The organism is Akkermansiaceae bacterium (assembly GCA_024233115.1).
GTDB lineage: Bacteria > Verrucomicrobiota > Verrucomicrobiia > Verrucomicrobiales > Akkermansiaceae > Oceaniferula.
In genome coordinates this window covers 364,148-380,962 of record JACKQB010000004.1, presented here as the reverse complement: position 1 = coordinate 380,962, position 16,815 = coordinate 364,148, and the positions used below count along the sequence as shown (strand labels likewise).

13 protein-coding genes are annotated in these 16,815 nt (G+C 57.4%); 12 read left to right on the top strand and 1 reads right to left on the bottom strand.

From position 1 onward, the window contains the following. The first annotated feature begins 249 nt into the window (after positions 1-249). Positions 250-1,209, top strand: coding sequence for a hypothetical protein (locus H7A51_12630; GenBank protein ID MCP5537057.1), 960 nt, complete (start codon positions 250-252; stop codon positions 1,207-1,209). A gap of 47 nt (positions 1,210-1,256) precedes the next feature. Here the strand turns inward: H7A51_12630 and H7A51_12625 are convergent, their stop codons facing one another. Then, on the bottom strand, positions 1,257-1,778 hold the full coding sequence (locus H7A51_12625) for a phosphatidylserine synthase (protein MCP5537056.1): 522 nt from the start codon (positions 1,776-1,778) through the stop codon (positions 1,257-1,259). 180 nt (positions 1,779-1,958) lie between these two features. Here H7A51_12625 and H7A51_12620 point away from each other — a divergent pair, with 180 nt between their 5' ends. The 11 genes from H7A51_12620 (at position 1,959) to H7A51_12570 (ending at position 16,796) form a co-directional block, all read left to right on the top strand. Beyond that, positions 1,959-2,687, top strand: coding sequence for a cytochrome c3 family protein (locus tag H7A51_12620; GenBank protein MCP5537055.1), 729 nt, complete (start codon positions 1,959-1,961; stop codon positions 2,685-2,687). A gap of 84 nt (positions 2,688-2,771) precedes the next feature. After that, complete coding sequence (locus H7A51_12615) at positions 2,772-6,170, top strand: TAT-variant-translocated molybdopterin oxidoreductase (GenBank protein ID MCP5537054.1); 3,399 nt, start codon at positions 2,772-2,774, stop codon at positions 6,168-6,170. Between the two features lie 114 nt (positions 6,171-6,284). Continuing rightward, the gene (gene nrfD / locus H7A51_12610) at positions 6,285-7,748 is read left to right on the top strand and encodes a polysulfide reductase NrfD (protein ID MCP5537053.1); all 1,464 of its coding nucleotides are present in this window, start codon (positions 6,285-6,287) and stop codon (positions 7,746-7,748) included. Between the two features lie 36 nt (positions 7,749-7,784). Further along, entirely contained in the window at positions 7,785-8,336 is a 552-nt protein-coding gene (locus H7A51_12605) for a DUF3341 domain-containing protein (GenBank protein MCP5537052.1), read from the top strand. A gap of 71 nt (positions 8,337-8,407) precedes the next feature. Beyond that, positions 8,408-9,043, top strand: a complete 636-nt coding sequence (locus H7A51_12600) for a cytochrome c (GenBank protein ID MCP5537051.1) — start codon at positions 8,408-8,410, stop codon at positions 9,041-9,043. A 46-nt stretch (positions 9,044-9,089) separates the two neighbouring features. Then, positions 9,090-10,442, top strand: a complete 1,353-nt coding sequence (locus tag H7A51_12595; protein MCP5537050.1) for a hypothetical protein — start codon at positions 9,090-9,092, stop codon at positions 10,440-10,442. 604 nt (positions 10,443-11,046) lie between these two features. Further along, on the top strand, positions 11,047-11,355 hold the full coding sequence (locus H7A51_12590; GenBank protein ID MCP5537049.1) for a cytochrome c: 309 nt from the start codon (positions 11,047-11,049) through the stop codon (positions 11,353-11,355). A 161-nt stretch (positions 11,356-11,516) separates the two neighbouring features. Next, on the top strand, positions 11,517-13,010 hold the full coding sequence (locus H7A51_12585) for a cbb3-type cytochrome c oxidase subunit I (protein MCP5537048.1): 1,494 nt from the start codon (positions 11,517-11,519) through the stop codon (positions 13,008-13,010). Positions 13,011-13,065: 55 nt separating this feature from the next. After that, positions 13,066-13,803 carry a cbb3-type cytochrome c oxidase subunit II gene (locus H7A51_12580; GenBank protein MCP5537047.1) on the top strand — a complete coding sequence of 246 codons (738 nt, stop codon included), beginning with the start codon at positions 13,066-13,068 and terminating at the stop codon, positions 13,801-13,803. Positions 13,804-13,842: 39 nt separating this feature from the next. Beyond that, positions 13,843-14,577: a cytochrome c gene (locus tag H7A51_12575; protein ID MCP5537046.1), complete on the top strand. Its 735-nt coding sequence runs from the start codon at positions 13,843-13,845 to the stop codon at positions 14,575-14,577. Between the two features lie 362 nt (positions 14,578-14,939). Further along, entirely contained in the window at positions 14,940-16,796 is a 1,857-nt protein-coding gene (locus H7A51_12570; protein MCP5537045.1) for a cbb3-type cytochrome c oxidase subunit I, read from the top strand. The last annotated feature ends 19 nt before the right edge of the window (positions 16,797-16,815 follow it).

Sequence of the window (16,815 nt, the reverse complement as noted above, 5' to 3'; positions counted from 1 at the left end):
CCGTGTATATCCTCAGTAAATGCATAAACACCTGGTTCAGGCCGATCTATACACCATGAAGGTTTATTTTGTCGAAAAGGGGTCAAATTTTTTCGGGCATGGATTGAACTGTGAGGTTTGCATGGCGAATGGAGGCTGTATGACCCTGTGTTGCGTTCCCCTTCCCTTGTCTCGCCATACCATGATCATGGAGTTTTCGACGGGATAATCAGTTGCCCCAAACGCAAAAACACGGTAGCTCTGAATATCATGAGAATGCTAATAGCGGTCTGTATCCTTTGCTCACCCGTGCTGGCGAAGGAGGTTTTCCCCACCTTCGTTTCTGCGGACGGCAAACAAACCATGCGCGCCAGGCCGGTGGCGGTTGATGCTGGGAAAATCAAGTTTGAGCGGGAAGACGGATCGGCGTTTGTCGCCGGCCCCGACAAGTTTTCAGAGAAGGACCAGAAACAGCTGCGTGCGTGGGCGGACGCGATGAAAAACCATGCGCATGCCGCGTTGATAGCGCGTGTCCAGGCGGCGGAGACGCTGCGCGTGTTGTTTGTGGGTAACAGTTACAGTTTTCAAATCCCCAAGGCGTTTGAGAATCTGGCGAAAGCGGAGGGCAAAAAAATCCACGTCGAGCAAGTCACCAAAGGAGGCTGGACACTCGCGAAACACGCATCAGCCCAGGCCACGCTCGATAAGATCGCCCGGGGAAAGTGGGACGTGGTGGTGCTTCAGGAGCAAAGCCAGCTGCCGGCGTTTCAAGAGCCGCAGAGGAGCCAGCAAATGGATGCACCGGCCAGGCAGTTGGCCGACGCTGTCCGCACGGCCGACGCCATCCCCGTGTTTTTTCTAACATGGGGCCGTAAAGACGGGGACAGGCAGAATGCGGCGGTATTTCCGGACGATACCTATGAGGCGATGCAGAAAAGGCTGGCTTCCGGATATAGGAAAACCGCCGCCCATGCCGGTGGCGCGTATGTTGTTCCCGTGGGTGAGGCGTGGTCGATGCTCCACCAGATGAAAAAAGACGACGGCCTCTACGCCGCCGACGGCAGCCATCCCGCCAAGCGCGGCAACTATCTGGGTGCCTGTGTTTTTTACTCGTCGCTCTACGATGCGAAGGTGACCCAGTCTGCCCGTGACATCCCTGATGCAGAGACGATCCGCCGGGCGGCTGCGTCAGCGCGCCTGGCGCCACTACCCTACCCGCTGCATCGATAGGCGATCAGAAAATACCCGTGTCATGTCTAGGTGACACCGGATGCCAGCTAGGCAATCGGGTCCGGACAGTAGCCGCGGCGCTGGCATTTTTTGCAGAGGTCACCGAGGTAGAGGGAATCAATCCATTCCAGCAGTGGCGCGAGGTGCTGTTGCTCGTCGGTGAGGAAACCGGCCTCGAAGTTGCGTTTGTGAGGGTTTTTGGCACCCATGCCGGCACCCGTGAAGTTGGGCGAGCCGATGAAGGCGGATTTTCCATCGACGATGATCGCCTTGGTGTGGATGCGCGGGCAGAGGATGCGCTCGAAGAGGTCGCTGTCGAGCAGCGAGGGGTATTTGTCGAAGTCCTGACGAAACCGCGGCCCCGGCTCCTTGGCGTGGAAGAGCCGGACAGCGATGCCGCTATGCACCAGGTCGGAGAGGATTTCCAGAAAGGGGACGAAGCGCCTTCCCTTCGCCACGTGCATGTCCTTGAGGTCGGCGGTAACTATCCAGAGAAACCGCCGGGCACCGGGGATGAGCTCCCTGATGACGCGCTGGTGGATGTCTTCGTTGAGAATGAGTTCGGTCATGCGGGAAAGGGGGCTGACAAGCAGGTCGATGATGTTTTAAAAAACAGCGGATGGCAACCCTGTCGATAGCGCGCGAATCCATTGATCCACCAATCCCTGCCATACTTTGGCATGGGTCAAATTCTTTCTAAAAATTTTGCTTGTGAAATCTTTCACAATCACTAGAACCCGCGGGACGTCATGGCTAATTTTTTCCCTCGATGGACCAATTTGCTGCCGCTGAAAATCGCGGTATGCCTGATTTTTGTAGTATTAGGGCTCACTGCAGCCTTCTCATACTATGCTACCCCTAAAGCTCAGCGGGTCGGCTACCAGCCGGACCAGCCGATTGCCTACGATCACGCACTTCACGTGGATCAGTTGGGGATCGACTGCCGCTATTGCCATAGCTCGGTGGACAAATCCGCCAGCGCCGGTGTGCCGACCGCCAATACCTGTTGGAATTGCCACCAGCATATCCAGAAGGGAAATCCCAAGCTGGCTCCGCTGCGCGCCGCCATGGGTGTGGATGCCGACCATGCCCCGATCGAAGGTGCGGTCAAGAAGCCCATCCAGTGGGTGCGTATCACCAAGGCTCCTGATTACGTGTATTTTGATCACTCCGCCCACGTGAACCGCGGCGTTTCCTGTGTTTCCTGCCACGGAAACATCAACAAGATGGAGAAAGTCTACCACGCCAAGGACATGAGCATGGCTTTCTGTCTCGACTGCCACCGCAACCCCGAGCTGCACCTGCGCCCACTGGAGGAAGTCTATAATCTCGACTTCAACGCTGAGGATTACCTCGCCAAAAACGAAATCAAAAACGAGGCCGGCGAGCGCATCACCACCCAGCAAGAACTCGGTGCGCTGCTGAAGAAAAACTGGAGCGTCCACCCGAAGGAGAGCTGCACCACCTGCCACCGTTGATCGTCGTTTTCCCGGTAACGCCCCCCCTTTTCACCGAAACATTCCCGTTTTACCCCTTTTACCTACCTATTTCCTATCAAGCACATGAGCAATCGGAAGACCAACCAACCAGATTCACCTGTTAATCCGCCGATCAATGATGGTGGTGGAAAAATCTGGCGCAGCCTCGGCGAACTTGAAAGCACCGAACGTTTCCAGAACGCGCTCGACCATGAATTTGTCGACGGGAGTGCCCAGATGGAAACGGAGGAGGAGCGTGAAATGTCCCGCCGGTCCTTCGTGAAGCTGATGGGCGCATCGTCCGCACTCGCCGGCTTGGGGCTTGCCGCCTGTCGCCGCCCAGAGAGCCTGATCGTCCCCTTTGCCGAGTCCCCCGAGTGGAGTATCCCCGGTAAGCCGGTCTATTTCGCCAGCTCCATGCCCCGCGCCCATGGCGCCGTGCCGCTGGTGGTCACCACCCATGATGGTCGACCCACCAAGTTGGAGCCCAACAAGCTCTTCGACAAGCAAGGCGGAACCGACTCCTTTACCCAGGCATCCATCCTCGATATGTATGACCCGGCCCGTTCGCGCGCCTTCATGCAAAAGGGTGCCCGCAAAACACGCGCCGACTTTGAAAAGGCCCTCGGCGAAATCGTCGCCAAACCCGATACCAGGATCGCCTTTGTCTTCGGTGAAGACGAGTCGCCTACCCGCAGCCGGCTCGTCAAGGAGCTCAAGGCGAAATACGCCGGAGCCAGGTTCTACAGCTACGAGCCGCTGACCGGTGAGGAGCGCAAGCAGGCGAACGCGGAAGCCTTCGGCAAAGGCGCCGACGTTGTCGCTGATTTTTCCGAGGCCAAGGTGGTTCTCTCCCTCGATAGCGACTTCCTCGAGCTCGACCAGCAAGGCCCCGTCAGCGGATTTTACAACAACCGTTTCATCGAGGGTGCCGACTACACGAAAAAGGCGGACGCCAAGGCCATGAACCGCCTCTACATCGTCGAAGGGGGGTTCAGCCTCACCGGCGGTATGGCCGACCACCGCATGCGCATCGCACCCAGCCAGATCCCTGCGATCGCCGCTGAGATTGCCAAGCACATTCCCGGCGCATCTGTCACCCTCACCGGCGGCCCCAAGCTGACACCCACCCAGGAAAAGTGGGCCAAGGCATGCGCTGACGACCTGAAGGCCAACGCCGGCAAATCCGTTGTACTCGCCGGCTCCCGCCAAACCAAGGCACTGCAAAATATCTGCATCGCCATCAACAACGCCCTCGGCAACTACGGTAAAACCCTCAAGCCGGTCCTCACCGAGCGCGGCGAATACGGCGACATGGAGGCCCTGGTCAATTCCCTCAATGCCAGGGAGTTCGACACCGTGGTCCTGCTCACCCCTGCCAACCCCGCTTACGATGCGGACGGCTTTGCCGCTGCCGCGAAAAATGCCCAGGTCATCCATCTTGGCCTGCGCACCGATGCCACTGCCAATGCGGCCGACTGGCATGTGCCGGCAGCCCATTACCTCGAAAGCTGGAGCGACGCCCGCACCGCACTTGGCACGCTCACCGTGGTCCAGCCTCTGATCCTACCGCTTTACAATGGCGTTTCCGAGCTCGACCTGCTCCTGGCCTTCCTCGACGGCAAGTTGTTTGATTCCGCCGCCGACGGCGAGTCCGCATCCGTATCCTACGAGGCGGTCAAAAAGACCTTTGTCGCACTGGCCGATGACTCCGAGAAAAGCTGGCTTCAATTCCTGCGTGACGGATTCTGGAAAAACTCCACCTACGCCGCCGTCGCGCCCAAGGGTGGAGGTACGGTTTCCGTGACCATGCCCAAGGCACCGTCCATCGACAGCCTGGAGGTCGTCTTTACCACCGACGGCTCGCTCTACGACGGCCGCTACGCCAACAACGCGTGGCTTCAGGAAGCACCCGACCCGATCACCAAGGTCTGCTGGGACAACGTTGCCGTTGTTTCCCCGAAAACCGCCACGGACATGGGGTTGTATGAGAAAATCCTCAAACTCCAGCCCAAGGGCAAGGTCTACGGCATTGAAGCCGAAAACGCCGGCGTCGGCCCCGATGGTGAAGGCAGGGACCACGCCAACCCGGTCGTCAAACTGACCGTCAATGGCAGGGAGCTTGAGGTTCCGGTGATGATCGGTTTCGGCCACGCCGATGACGTGGTATCGATCTCCCTTGGCTACGGCCAGGGCTTTAACCAGCACGACGAGCTCAAGCGCGACACCGCCAACGAGAAAAACGTCAGCCTGGTCAGCGTCAACACCGGATTCAACGCATACACCCTGCGCACCGGCAGCACACCCTACCTCGCCTTCGGTGGTAAGGTGGTGGACGCCAACAAGCGCTACTCCATCGCCATGACCCAGGAGCACCACGCGATGTATGGTCGCGCCCTGGCCCGTGAGGTTTCCACCATTGCCACCGACGGCGATCACGGTAAAGACTTCGCCGCCCAGTTGGAGGGTGTCAAAACACAGGGGATGGACTCCCACGCGCCGGAGAATATTTCCCTCTACAAAGGCAAGGGGTCGGACACCTGGCACGACAAGGCCAAGGCGGACAAACACCTCTTCGACGAGCGCCAGCAGTGGGCGATGACCATCGACCTCAACAACTGCATCGGCTGCAACGCCTGCCTCGTCGCCTGCCAGGCCGAGAACAGCATCCCCGTTGTGGGTAAGGAACAGGTCGCCATGGGCCGCGAGATGCACTGGATCCGCATGGACCGCTACTTCGCCGCCGTTGAGCGCGAAGATGAAAACGGCAAAAAGTTCATGGACGAAAGCAACCCGGAGATGATTCCCCAGCCGGTCGCCTGTATGCAGTGCGAAGCGGCTCCCTGCGAAACCGTCTGCCCGGTCAACGCCACGGTCCACTCCGAGGACGGCCTCAACACCATGGCCTACAACCGCTGTATCGGCACCCGCTACTGCGCGAACAACTGCCCCTACAAGGCACGCCGGTTCAATTTCTTCGACTACAACAAGCGCAACCCGCTCATCCACAAGAACCTCTACAAAGGCCCTGGCGGTAAAAAAGCCGTGGGTGAAGCACCCCACCTCCAACGCAACCCGAACGTTACCGTGCGCATGCGTGGGGTCATGGAAAAATGCACCTACTGCGTGCAGCGTATCCAGTCGGCCAAAGGCAAGGTCAAAGCCAACCTCAAGAACAAGGCAACCATGGCCGGCGGTTCATCCGTCGATGTCAAAATCAACGACAGCGAACTGCGTCCGAAACTCGACTCCGTCAAGGTGGCCTGCCAGGACGCCTGCCCGGCCAGTGCGATCACCTTCGGCAACCTCCAGGATGGCGACAAGGCCCAGGTCGTCCGCTCACGCAACTCCGCGCGTAACTACGAACTGCTTCACTACATCGGCACCCTGCCACGCACCACTTACCTCGCGCGGGTCAAGAACCCGAACCCGGAAATGCCGGATGCCAAGGGTATCGGCCGTGCGACCATCACGATGCACTAGTGTGAAAACTCCAAGTTTCAAACTCCAAATACCAACCTTCAGCCACGGAAACTACTGATTACAAGGATCTGAAATTCTGTTAATTCTGTTAATTCTGTCAAAAAACATCCTACCATGTCGGATACGACCATAGCAAAAGACCCGAACAAGCCCGTGATACCCGTCATGGAGCGCGAGAAGCTGATTCTCAACAACCGTTCCTACAACTGGATTACAGAGCGTATCTGTGGCATTCTGGAAAACAAACAACCCGCCATCTGGTGGTTCCTGTTTATCCCGAGCCTGATCATTGCCATCGTGGGTGTCGGTGGTGGTTTGTTTTACCTCGTCTCCACCGGTGTCGGTGTCTGGGGCAACAGCAACCGCGCGATGTGGGGCTGGCCGATCGTGAACTTCGTGTTCTGGATCGGTATCGGTCACGCCGGAACCCTGATTTCCGCGATTCTTTTCCTGACCCGGCAAAACTGGCGGACGTCGATTAACCGGGCGGCGGAGGCGATGACCATCTTCGCGGTGGTCTGTGCGGGTATCTACCCGATGTTCCACGTCGGTCGTCTCTGGATGGTCTGGTTCCTCGCTCCCATCCCCAACGCCAACGCCATCTGGCAGAACTTCAAGTCGCCGCTGCTCTGGGACGTGTTCGCCGTTTCGACCTATTTCACCATCTCGCTGATCTTCTGGTATCTCGGTATGGTTCCCGACCTGGCGACCATCCGCGACCGCGCCAAACCTGGACTCCGCAAGTTCTTTTACGGTATTTTCTCACTCGGATGGCGTGGCGGCAACCGCCAGTGGAGTCACTACGAGGTCGCCTACCTCCTGCTCGCCGCCCTCTCCACCCCGCTGGTGCTCTCGGTGCACTCCGTGGTTAGTTTCGACTTCGCCACCTCCGTGGTCCCCGGCTGGCACACCACCATCTTCCCGCCCTACTTCGTGGCGGGTGCCGTGTTCGGTGGATTTGCCATGGTGCTGACCATCATGATCCCGGCGCGTTTCATCTACGGTCTACAGGACCTGATCACGATGAAACACATCGAGAACATGGCGAAGATCATCCTGCTCACCGGAACCATCGTCGGCTATGCCTATCTGATGGAGCTCTTTGTCGCCTTCTACTCCGGCGCCAAATACGAGGGTGCCGCCTTTTTCTATCGCATCGCCGGCCCCTACTGGTGGGCCTATCTGGCGATGATGTCCTGTAACGTGCTGTCGCCGCAGCTGTTCTGGTTCAAATACTGCCGCGAGAACCTCTGGGTGGTCATGGCCGTCTGTATGGCCGTAAACGCCGGTATGTGGTTCGAGCGTTTTGTGATCATCGTCACCACCCTGCCGCGGATGTGGCTGCCCGGCGACTGGAAATACTACAACCCGAGCTGGGTCGACATCATGACCTACGTCGGAACCATCGGTCTTTTCCTCACACTCTTCCTTCTTTTCCTGAAATTCCTCCCCTGCATCAACATTGCCGAGGTGAAATGGACCCTCCCGGAGAGTGATCCCCACCACGACGACAAGGAGGCGCTCGACGACCAGGGCACCGAGTCCGAGGCCGCCTACCAGCACGAGTTCCAAGGCTAAAACTCCAAGTTTCAAACTCCAAATACCAAGTTTTCCATGACAGCTAAACGCGTTTACGGCTATCTCGCCGAATTTAAAAGTGCATCCGCCCTCTACAAGGCAGCGGAGAAGGTGCGCGATGCAGGCCACAAGAAGTGGGACTGTTATTCCCCGTATCCTATCCACGGGCTGGACAAGGCCATGGGGATGAAGAAGTCGATTCTTCCCTACCTCGTATTCTGTGGTGGAACGCTCGGCATCATCACCGCCTTTACCCTGGCCTACACCACCCAGGTGGTGATCTACCCGACCGTTGTGCAGGCCAAACCGGCGAACATCTTCACCACCGCCGCGTTTTTCCCGATCATGTTTGAGCTGACGATCCTGTTTTCAGGTTTCACCACACTCTTCGGGCTGTTGGCCCTGATGGGTCTGCCACGACTGAACCATCCGCTTTTTGAAAGCCGCCAGTTTGCGCGCTCGACCGACGACGGGTTTTTCATCGCCATCGAAGCCCGTGATCCGCGGTTTTCATCAGAGGACACGAAAACCCTGCTCGAGGACGCCGGTGGAACCAACATCGAACTCGTCGAAGAGCCCACCGACTAACTAACAATCACCGCCCCAGCGGTGCAAATACACCCAATTTCCTAATAACTAATAACGGATAACTACTTCCCATGCGCTACTTTTTCCTAGCATTCGCACTGATCGTCGTGATGGTCATCAGCTTCTTTGGTTTCCGCGGCGACCTGTTCAGCGGCACGCCGCTGCGCATCTTCCCGGACATGGACGACCAGGATAAAATCAAGACCCAGAAGGCCAGCGGGTTTTTTGCCGACGGCATGGGCTCGCGCAAGCCGGTCACCGGTACTGTCCCGCGCGGTTTTGACCCCGATGGCGTGGTCCACGCCTTTGGTGAGGCACATAGCTTTGGCAACAGCGAACTCTACATCGATACTGGTAAAATGGGCGACGCCTACGGTGACGGCCTGCCCACCGAGCTCGGTCTCAAGGACGAAGACCTGGCTGGTTTCCTTCGCCACGGCAAAGAGCGCTTCGAGGTTTCCTGCATGCCTTGTCATGGCCAGGCGGGCGACGGTAAAGGCACCGTCGCCGTGATCGGTATCCCCACCGTGGCCAACCTGATGAATTTCCCCAAATCCACCTACCCCGACGGCAAGATGTTCGAAACCATCACCATCGGTAAAGGCTTGATGGGTGGCTACGGCTACAACATCCCCGTCAACGACCGCTGGGCGATCATCGCCTACATCCGTGCCCTGCAAACCACCCGCCAGTCGGCCGCCAAATAAGATGCGGGTTTCTTCAAACTTCTAACTGAAAACTTCAAACTCAAACATGAGTCACTTCATCACATCCAAAGACATCCCCGCCGACGGGGAGCATCTCAAAAAAGGCGCCCTGAACAAGTGGATCGGCATCAGCGGTGCGGTTGCGCTCGTTGGTATCATCGCCAGTCTCTGTTTGCTGTTCATCGACAACAAAGCGACAGGTGTGGCAACGGACACGGTGGCGGGTCGCTATGCCTACTCATGGTTGTTTGCGTTTGCGTTTTTTGTGAGTTTTTCCCTCGGTGGCTGCTTCTGGCTGCTGCTCCACCACGTCTCCAACTCCAGCTGGGGTGTCTCGGTCCGCCGCCTGATGGAGAACCTCGCACGCGTCTTCCCGTGGATGGGAATCCTCGCCATCCCCTTCCTGTTTCCATCGGTGCAACAGCACCTCTTTGAATGGATGAACCGCCACCGCGAGGTCATGGGGGATTTTACCAGCTACGCCAACGCCAAAGAGGCCCTGCATCATTCACACGGCCAATTCGACCACATGCTCTACGCCAAGACATTTTATATGAACCTGCCGTTCTGGCTCGGGCGTATGGTGTTTTACTTTGTCATTTTCGGTGCCGCCATCCTCAGTGTCTGTAAACTTTCCACCGATCAGGACACGGACCCCAAACCCGGTAGTGCCCGGCTCAAGAAAGCCCGCCGCCGCTGCGCCTGGGTGCTTCCCCTGTTTGCCCTGACCGTCACCTTCCTCGCCTTCGACCTGCTCAAAGCGCTCGACTACAAGTGGTTCTCCACCATGTATGGGGTGTATTTCTTCGCCGGTTGCGCGCTTAACGGCATGGCTTTACTGATTCTAACATCCATCCTGCTGCGTCGTGCCGGATACCTGCAAACCGTGATGAGCCCCGAGCACCACCACATCATGGGTAAGCTGACCTTCGCCTTCGTGGTCTTCTGGGCTTACGTCACCTTTTCCCAGTTTTTCCTGATCTGGTATGCCAATATCACCGAGGAAACCAGCTACTTCATCCTGCGTAACACCGGCAACTGGAACTGGGCTAACATCGCCCTGGTCTTTGGCCACTTTGGCCTGCCATTCCTCTTCCTCATCCGTCAGGACGTGAAGAAAAAGCCGGGTCTGATGATTCCGATCACACTCTACCTGTTTGTGCTTCACGCCCTCGACCACTACCTCATCGTGGCTCCCGAGCGTGGTCCGTCACTGACCGTCGGCAGCGAGGCCGGAGCCTCTCTTTACACATCCGGTAGCGTTGTCTGGCTCGACCTGCTCGCCTTTGTCACCGTCGGTGCCTTCTTCCTCTTTATCTACCTCCGCACGTTTACCAAGAACAGCCTCTATCCGAACCGCGATCCCCGTATCCTCGAATCTGCCAACTTGTTCAACTAACGGATTAACAGCCCATTTTAATTACTCATCATCTCCAAGGACAATGCCCACACAGTATTCTAACCATCGCGACACTCCGCTGCGCCGATTCAACACCTTCTGGTGGGGGCTCGCCTACTTCGGTATCTTCGGCCTCGTGTCCGCCGTCGCTTATTGGCAAACCGGCAAACCCGTTGACGCCGCTGCCGTCGAACGTGCTGCAGGTCGTATGGAGGTAAAAACCGAAGTCGATGCCATCCAAAGTTCCATGATGCCACCAGCGGGCGCGATTGACAAAATGGGCGGCGAGATCAAAGCCGCGCCGGAAGCTTCATCCCAGTTTGTCCCCGGTTCCGAGTCGCATAAAAAAGCCATGGAGAAACTGGCCGGTGCCGGTGGCGAGGGTGGCGGTGAAGGATTTAAACTCTACACCTCCAAAGCATGCAACACCTGTCACGGTGCCGATGCCAATACGCCGATCTCACCCGCTTATCCCAAGCTGGGTGGCCAGAACGCGGAATACCTGTTGGCACAGATCAAGGACATCCACTCCGGTGCCCGCGCCAATGGACAGAGTGCCGCCATGAAGGCAACCGTCGCGGCGATGAATGTAACCGAGGCCGATATGAAAACGATCTCCGACTGGATAAGCGGCCTTGAAAAACCAGCTGTCACGCACCCTGATGGTGCCGGTAAGGACCTGTTTGTCGGCAAGGCCTGTGCCTCATGCCATGGTATGGATGCCAACACACCGATCATGCCGCTGTATCCAAAGCTGGCCGGTCAGAATGCCCAATACCTGTTGGAGCAAATGAAAGCCATCAAGGACGGTACCCGCGCCAACGGCCAGACGGCTGTGATGAAGGGCATCATGGCCACTGTCAGCGAAGAAGAAATGAAAACCCTCTCCGAGTGGATCGCAGGGCAGAAGTAAACTCCTTTAACTCCAAGTTTTAAACTCCAAATACCAATAGGGCGGCTTCGCCCTAAGTTCCAAATACCAAACTCTAAAAACCAAGAAAGAAAAAGCAAAAGTAGCGCTGGTCTTCCTTTCGCGCATTTCGCGTCCTTTCACGGTCAAAAAAATTCACAACCATGTCCACCAACATTCACGCATCAACAGCTGAGGATACGCAGCTGCGCTCTGAGATCGACCGCTCACTGCGTCACCCAGTGATGTTCTTTTTCACCAGTGGTGCCGCCTGGCTCGCCGTGTCCCTCGTCCTTGGCATCATTGCCTCGATCAAGTCACACAACCCGGCTTTCCTCGGTGAGTGCTCCGGTATCCAGTATGGTCGGTCGTTTCCCGCTCACATCAATGCCCTGGTCTATGGATGGGGTGCGCAGGCTGCCTTTGGTGTGATGATCTGGCTGATGGCCCGGCTGTCGCGCCAGCCTAGCAGAAATGCCGGCACCCTGCTTGTCGCCGGTCACGTCTGGAACCTGGCCGTCCTGCTCGGTGTCGGTGGCATCCTCTTTGGTCACGGCACCGGAAAGCACTGGATGGAGTTCCCCGCCTTTGTCTGGCCCGTCCTGTTGGCCGCCTACGCCTGCATCGCCATCTGGGTGATGATTTCCTTCCGGGTGCGTCGCGGCGACCACATCTATATCTCCCAGTGGTATCTGCTGGGTGCCGTGCTCTGGTTCCCGTGGATCTATCTCACCGCCAACCTCTACGTCAACGTCTTTGAAATCCACCCCCTGATGGCCGCCGCCATCAACGGCTGGTTCCGCCAGGCGCTCGTGCTGCTGTTCTTTGCCCCGGTCGCCATTGCCAGCGCCTATTACATCACGGCGAAAATCAGCGCGCGCCCGATCTACAACTACACCTACTCGGTGATGGGCTTCTGGGCACTCGCCGTCATCGCGCCATGGGCCGGTATGCACGTGGTCATGGGGGCGCCCATTCCGATGTTCCTGCAGAACATGGGTGCCGCCGCCACGGTTCTTGCCGCGCTGCCACTGATCTTTGCCGGGGTGAACATCCTTAAAACAACCGCCGGCCAGGCTGATCTCGCCGCCAGCAGCCCGTCGCTTCGTTTTACCATCGCCGGTGTGTTTGGTATGATCGCCTGTGCCATCCTGGGTGCGGTGCTTGCCATCCCCTACTTTGTCAGGTTCACCCAGTTTAGCCTGGCTGGTTACGGTTACGAGGTGCTGGCTCTCTACGGCTTCTTCAGCATGTGTATGTTTGGTGCCATTTATTTCATCGTCCCCCGCGTCACCCGCCGCGAGTGGTTGTCGCGCCGACTGATCCGCACCCACTTCTGGTTCTCGGTCTATGGCGTCTGTCTGATCGTGCTCTTCTGCACCCTTCTCGGGGCCTTCCAACAGGGGGCTGCCCAGGAAAACTTCAACCAACCCTGGAAACAGGCGGTCAGGAGCACCTTCCCGTTTGCTGTGGGCACCACCCTCGCATGGTGTGCCATCCTCTGGGCCAACACCTTCTTCTTTATCCACCTCACGCTGATGTGGCTCCGTCTCGGTCGCCGTAGTTCGCACCCCACACTGCTTCGCAACGACCACAGCCACGCCAGCCCCCACGGCCCCGAAGGCGACATCGACGAGCTCGAAAACGCCCAAGCCTAATAAGTCCAGCCTCTTTCCTGAATCCTGAATACTTCTAACTGAATACTCTTTCACCATGACCCTAAAAACTTTTCTCCTCGGAATGCTCGTGAGCTTCGGTCTGGCATGGATGTGCATGATTGCCATTCCCGTGGCAAAAATGGGAGCACTTCCACCGGTCAAGATGTCCAGTGAGGAAGATGCCGCCTATTACCAGCACCAGACCTCCGGCCGTATTCTCAACGGTGCTGAAATCTATGCATCCAACGGTTGTTACACCTGCCACTCCCAGCTGATCCGCCCCACCTATCTCGGCAGCGAGATCTTCCGCAAGGATTTCGCCGGTGTCTCCAATGCCGATGGTGATAGCCGCCGCGAGACCCACTACGATGACTACAATGGTGAGCGCTACGCCCAGCTCGGCCTGACCCGTATGGGACCCGATCTCAGCAACTTCGGACACCGTGCCGACGCCTATGCCGCCAAAACCGGAATGACTGCCGAGCAGTGGGTCATTGCCCACCTTCACAATCCCCGTAACAGTGCACTCCAACTCGGCGAACAGGGGGAGAAAATCGATATGACCTGGTCGAACTGCCCGGCGCAACTCCAGATGTTTGCGAAAAAAGATCTCAACGGCCAGGGCGACAGCCTCGCCCTCGAGGTGGATCCGGCGACGATGTCCCAGGTCGTACCCTGCGAAGAAGCCCGTGTCCTCGCCAGTTACCTCCTGTCGCTCAGGCGTGATTCCAAATTGCCTGCCAGTATGGACCGCTCACCCAGGGCTGCGGAAGCTGATTCAGCTGCGAAGTAGTCAACCCCATTTGTTAATTCTGTAAATTCTGTTCAAAAAATGTCCGCCCCATCTACCAGCAAACCGGATCTTGATGATAACACCAATGTGATCACCGACGCCTCGGCGGCGAAGCGTGAGAACCATATGTTTACCCAGGGTGCCGAGCCTCTTTCCCTCTGGGTGATCCTCGCAGGTGCCGTGATTGTCCTGATCGCCGGCGGTGTGATCGGCGGCAGTCTGTTCGACTACAGCAATTTTGTAAAACCCGGATACGTCCGCGCCACCGCACCGGGTGCGGCCGACGTTTCATCCTTGCCCAAGCCTGCCATCGACGCCTACCTCAAGGTGGGTAAAAAGGCATACACCGCCTGCGCCGGTTGCCACCAGCCCGGTGGTGAAGGCAACAACGACTACCCACCGCTTGCCAACTCCGACTGGGTGAACGGCCCGAGCCTGCGCCCGGCGATGATCGTTCTCAACGGCCTGCATGAATCCATCACCGTCGACGGCAGGACCTTCAACGGCAACATGCCGACTATGGGTGCAGGCATGGACGCCAAACAGCTCGCCGGCGTGCTCAACTACATCCGTAACAGCTTTGGTAACAAGAGCGACAAGCTCATCAGTCTGGAAATGGCCCAAAACGCCCTCGATATCTCCAAGGAGCGCAACGGGGGCCAAATGACCGCCACCGAACTCGACGCGAAATACAAAAAAGACCTCGAGGGCACACCGCTTGACCCGACCGCACCTGTCGATCCCAAGACCCTGCTGCCAGTCGCCGCCGAGTAAACCCTGCCGCCCAGCGCCCACCCGGGCGGGGCGCAGGATTCAGAATGGCCCACCGCCGCCAAGCCCGATGGTTTGAGCTGCTCAAGCCATTCTTTTTTTCCCTGAAAACCACGACCCATCACCCTCTGAACAGCCACCCTGATCCTTTAACCGTAAGCAATTACATAAAACCAATGACTAGCACCAAACGCAGGGAGGCAAAACCACTGAGCAAAATATGCTTGATCTTGAGCAAAATCCAGCTTGAATCCCCCCAAAAATCAGCGGTTTGAACCCCGCCTGACCCGTTCAAAGGCCGTTTGAATCGATTCCAGCACATTTTCCACCTCTCCTACCTCCACTCCATTTCTCCTATTCCCGTCATGAGCGACAACCACGACGATCACCACGATCACCATCATCCCGGATTTCTCAAGAAATACGTATTCTCCACCGACCACAAAACGATCGGTCTCCAGTATGGTCTCACTGCCATGTGTTTCCTGCTGTTCGGTTTCTACCTGATGATGGTCATGCGCTGGAGTATCGCCTACCCGAACGAGCCCCTCCCCGCCTGGATGAGCTGGCTCTTCACCGAGGACTGGAAAGCGCAGTGGCTGGTCGAGGGTAAAATGCCTGGCCAGACCTACAACATGTTTGGCGCCATGCACGGGACGATCATGGTTTTCCTCGGGGTGGTGCCACTTGGATTCGGTGCCTTCGGTAACTACGTGACCCCGCTTCAGATCGGCGCGCCCGATATGGCATTTCCCAAGCTGAACATGTGGAGTTACTGGCTCTACGTCACCGGTGGTGTCATGATGTGTGCCAGCTTCTTCATGGAGTCCGGTGCCGCCAAGTCGGGATGGACCAACTACCCGCCGCTTTCCTTCTTTAACGACTCCCAGTACCCACACCAGTTCTGGACGGGCCAGACCCAGTGGCTGATGGGTCTCGTGATGCTGATTTCATCGTCCCTGTTAGGCTCGGTGAACTTCATTACCACCATCATCAACCTGCGGGCCAAAGGCATGACCTGGATGCGGCTGCCGTTTTTTGTCTGGGCGATGCTGGTCACGGGTTTCCTGCTTCTCCTTTCCTTCCCACCCCTTGAAGTGGCCGGTATTATGCAAGTGGTCGACCGCTTGTTCGGCTCCAGTTTCTTCCAGCCCTCCGGCCTCTATCACCAGCAGATTGGCCTCTCCGATGCCTCTGGCGGGGGAAGTCCGCTGTTGTTCCAGCACCTGTTCTGGTTCCTTGGCCACCCCGAGGTCTACGTGCTGCTGCTTCCGGCGATTGCCTGTGTGGCGGAAATCATCCCCGTCAACACCCGCCGTCCGATCTGGGGTTACAAGTCGATGGTCTACGGTGTGCTGGTCCTAGGTTTCCTCTCTTTCATCGTGTGGGCGCACCACATGTATATGACCGGTATGGGACCTGCGGTTTCGACTTTCTTCCAGACCACAACCACGCTGATTTCGATCCCGTCGGTGATCCTGCTGACCTGTTTGTTGATCTCTCTCTGGGGCGGTTCGATCCGGTTTACCTCGCCGATGCTCTGGGCCTGCGCGTTTTTGCCGATGTTTGGTATCGGAGGTCTCACAGGTCTGCCGCTGGCATTCAACCTCGTTGATCTCCACCTGCACGATACCTATTATGTGATCGGTCACTTCCACTACGTCGTGGCACCCGGTATCCTGTTTGGGTTTTTTGCCGGTATCCACCACTGGTATCCGAAGATCACGGGCCGGTTCATGAGCCGCACCCTCAACCACCTGCACTTCTGGCCGTCGTTGATCCTGATGAACACCCTGTTTTTCCCGATGCTGATCCAGGGCATGGCCGGGTTCCACCGTCGTTGGTATAACGGTGGTGATGCCTACCTGACATCCGATCCCGAAAGCGTCAACGTCTTTGGCAAAACCGTCGCGGAATACCTCGATCTCAACGTCATGATGTCATGGTCGGCCTGGCTGCTCTGCGCGGCCCAGATTCCATTTATCATCAACCTCTTCCTCTCACTTAAAACCGGCAGGAAGGTCGAAAGCGACAACCCATGGAATGCCTGCTCCCTCGAATGGGCGACGCCGACGCCTCCCGGACACGGCAACTTCATCGAAGAGCCGGTTGTCTACCGCGGCTCCTACGAATACGCCCGCCCCGAGGTCGAGGAAGACTACTACCCACAGTGGAAAAAGCCCGTCGAACAAACGGACCATGAGACTTCCTCCGAAGGCTAACCGAACCCTTTTAACCATA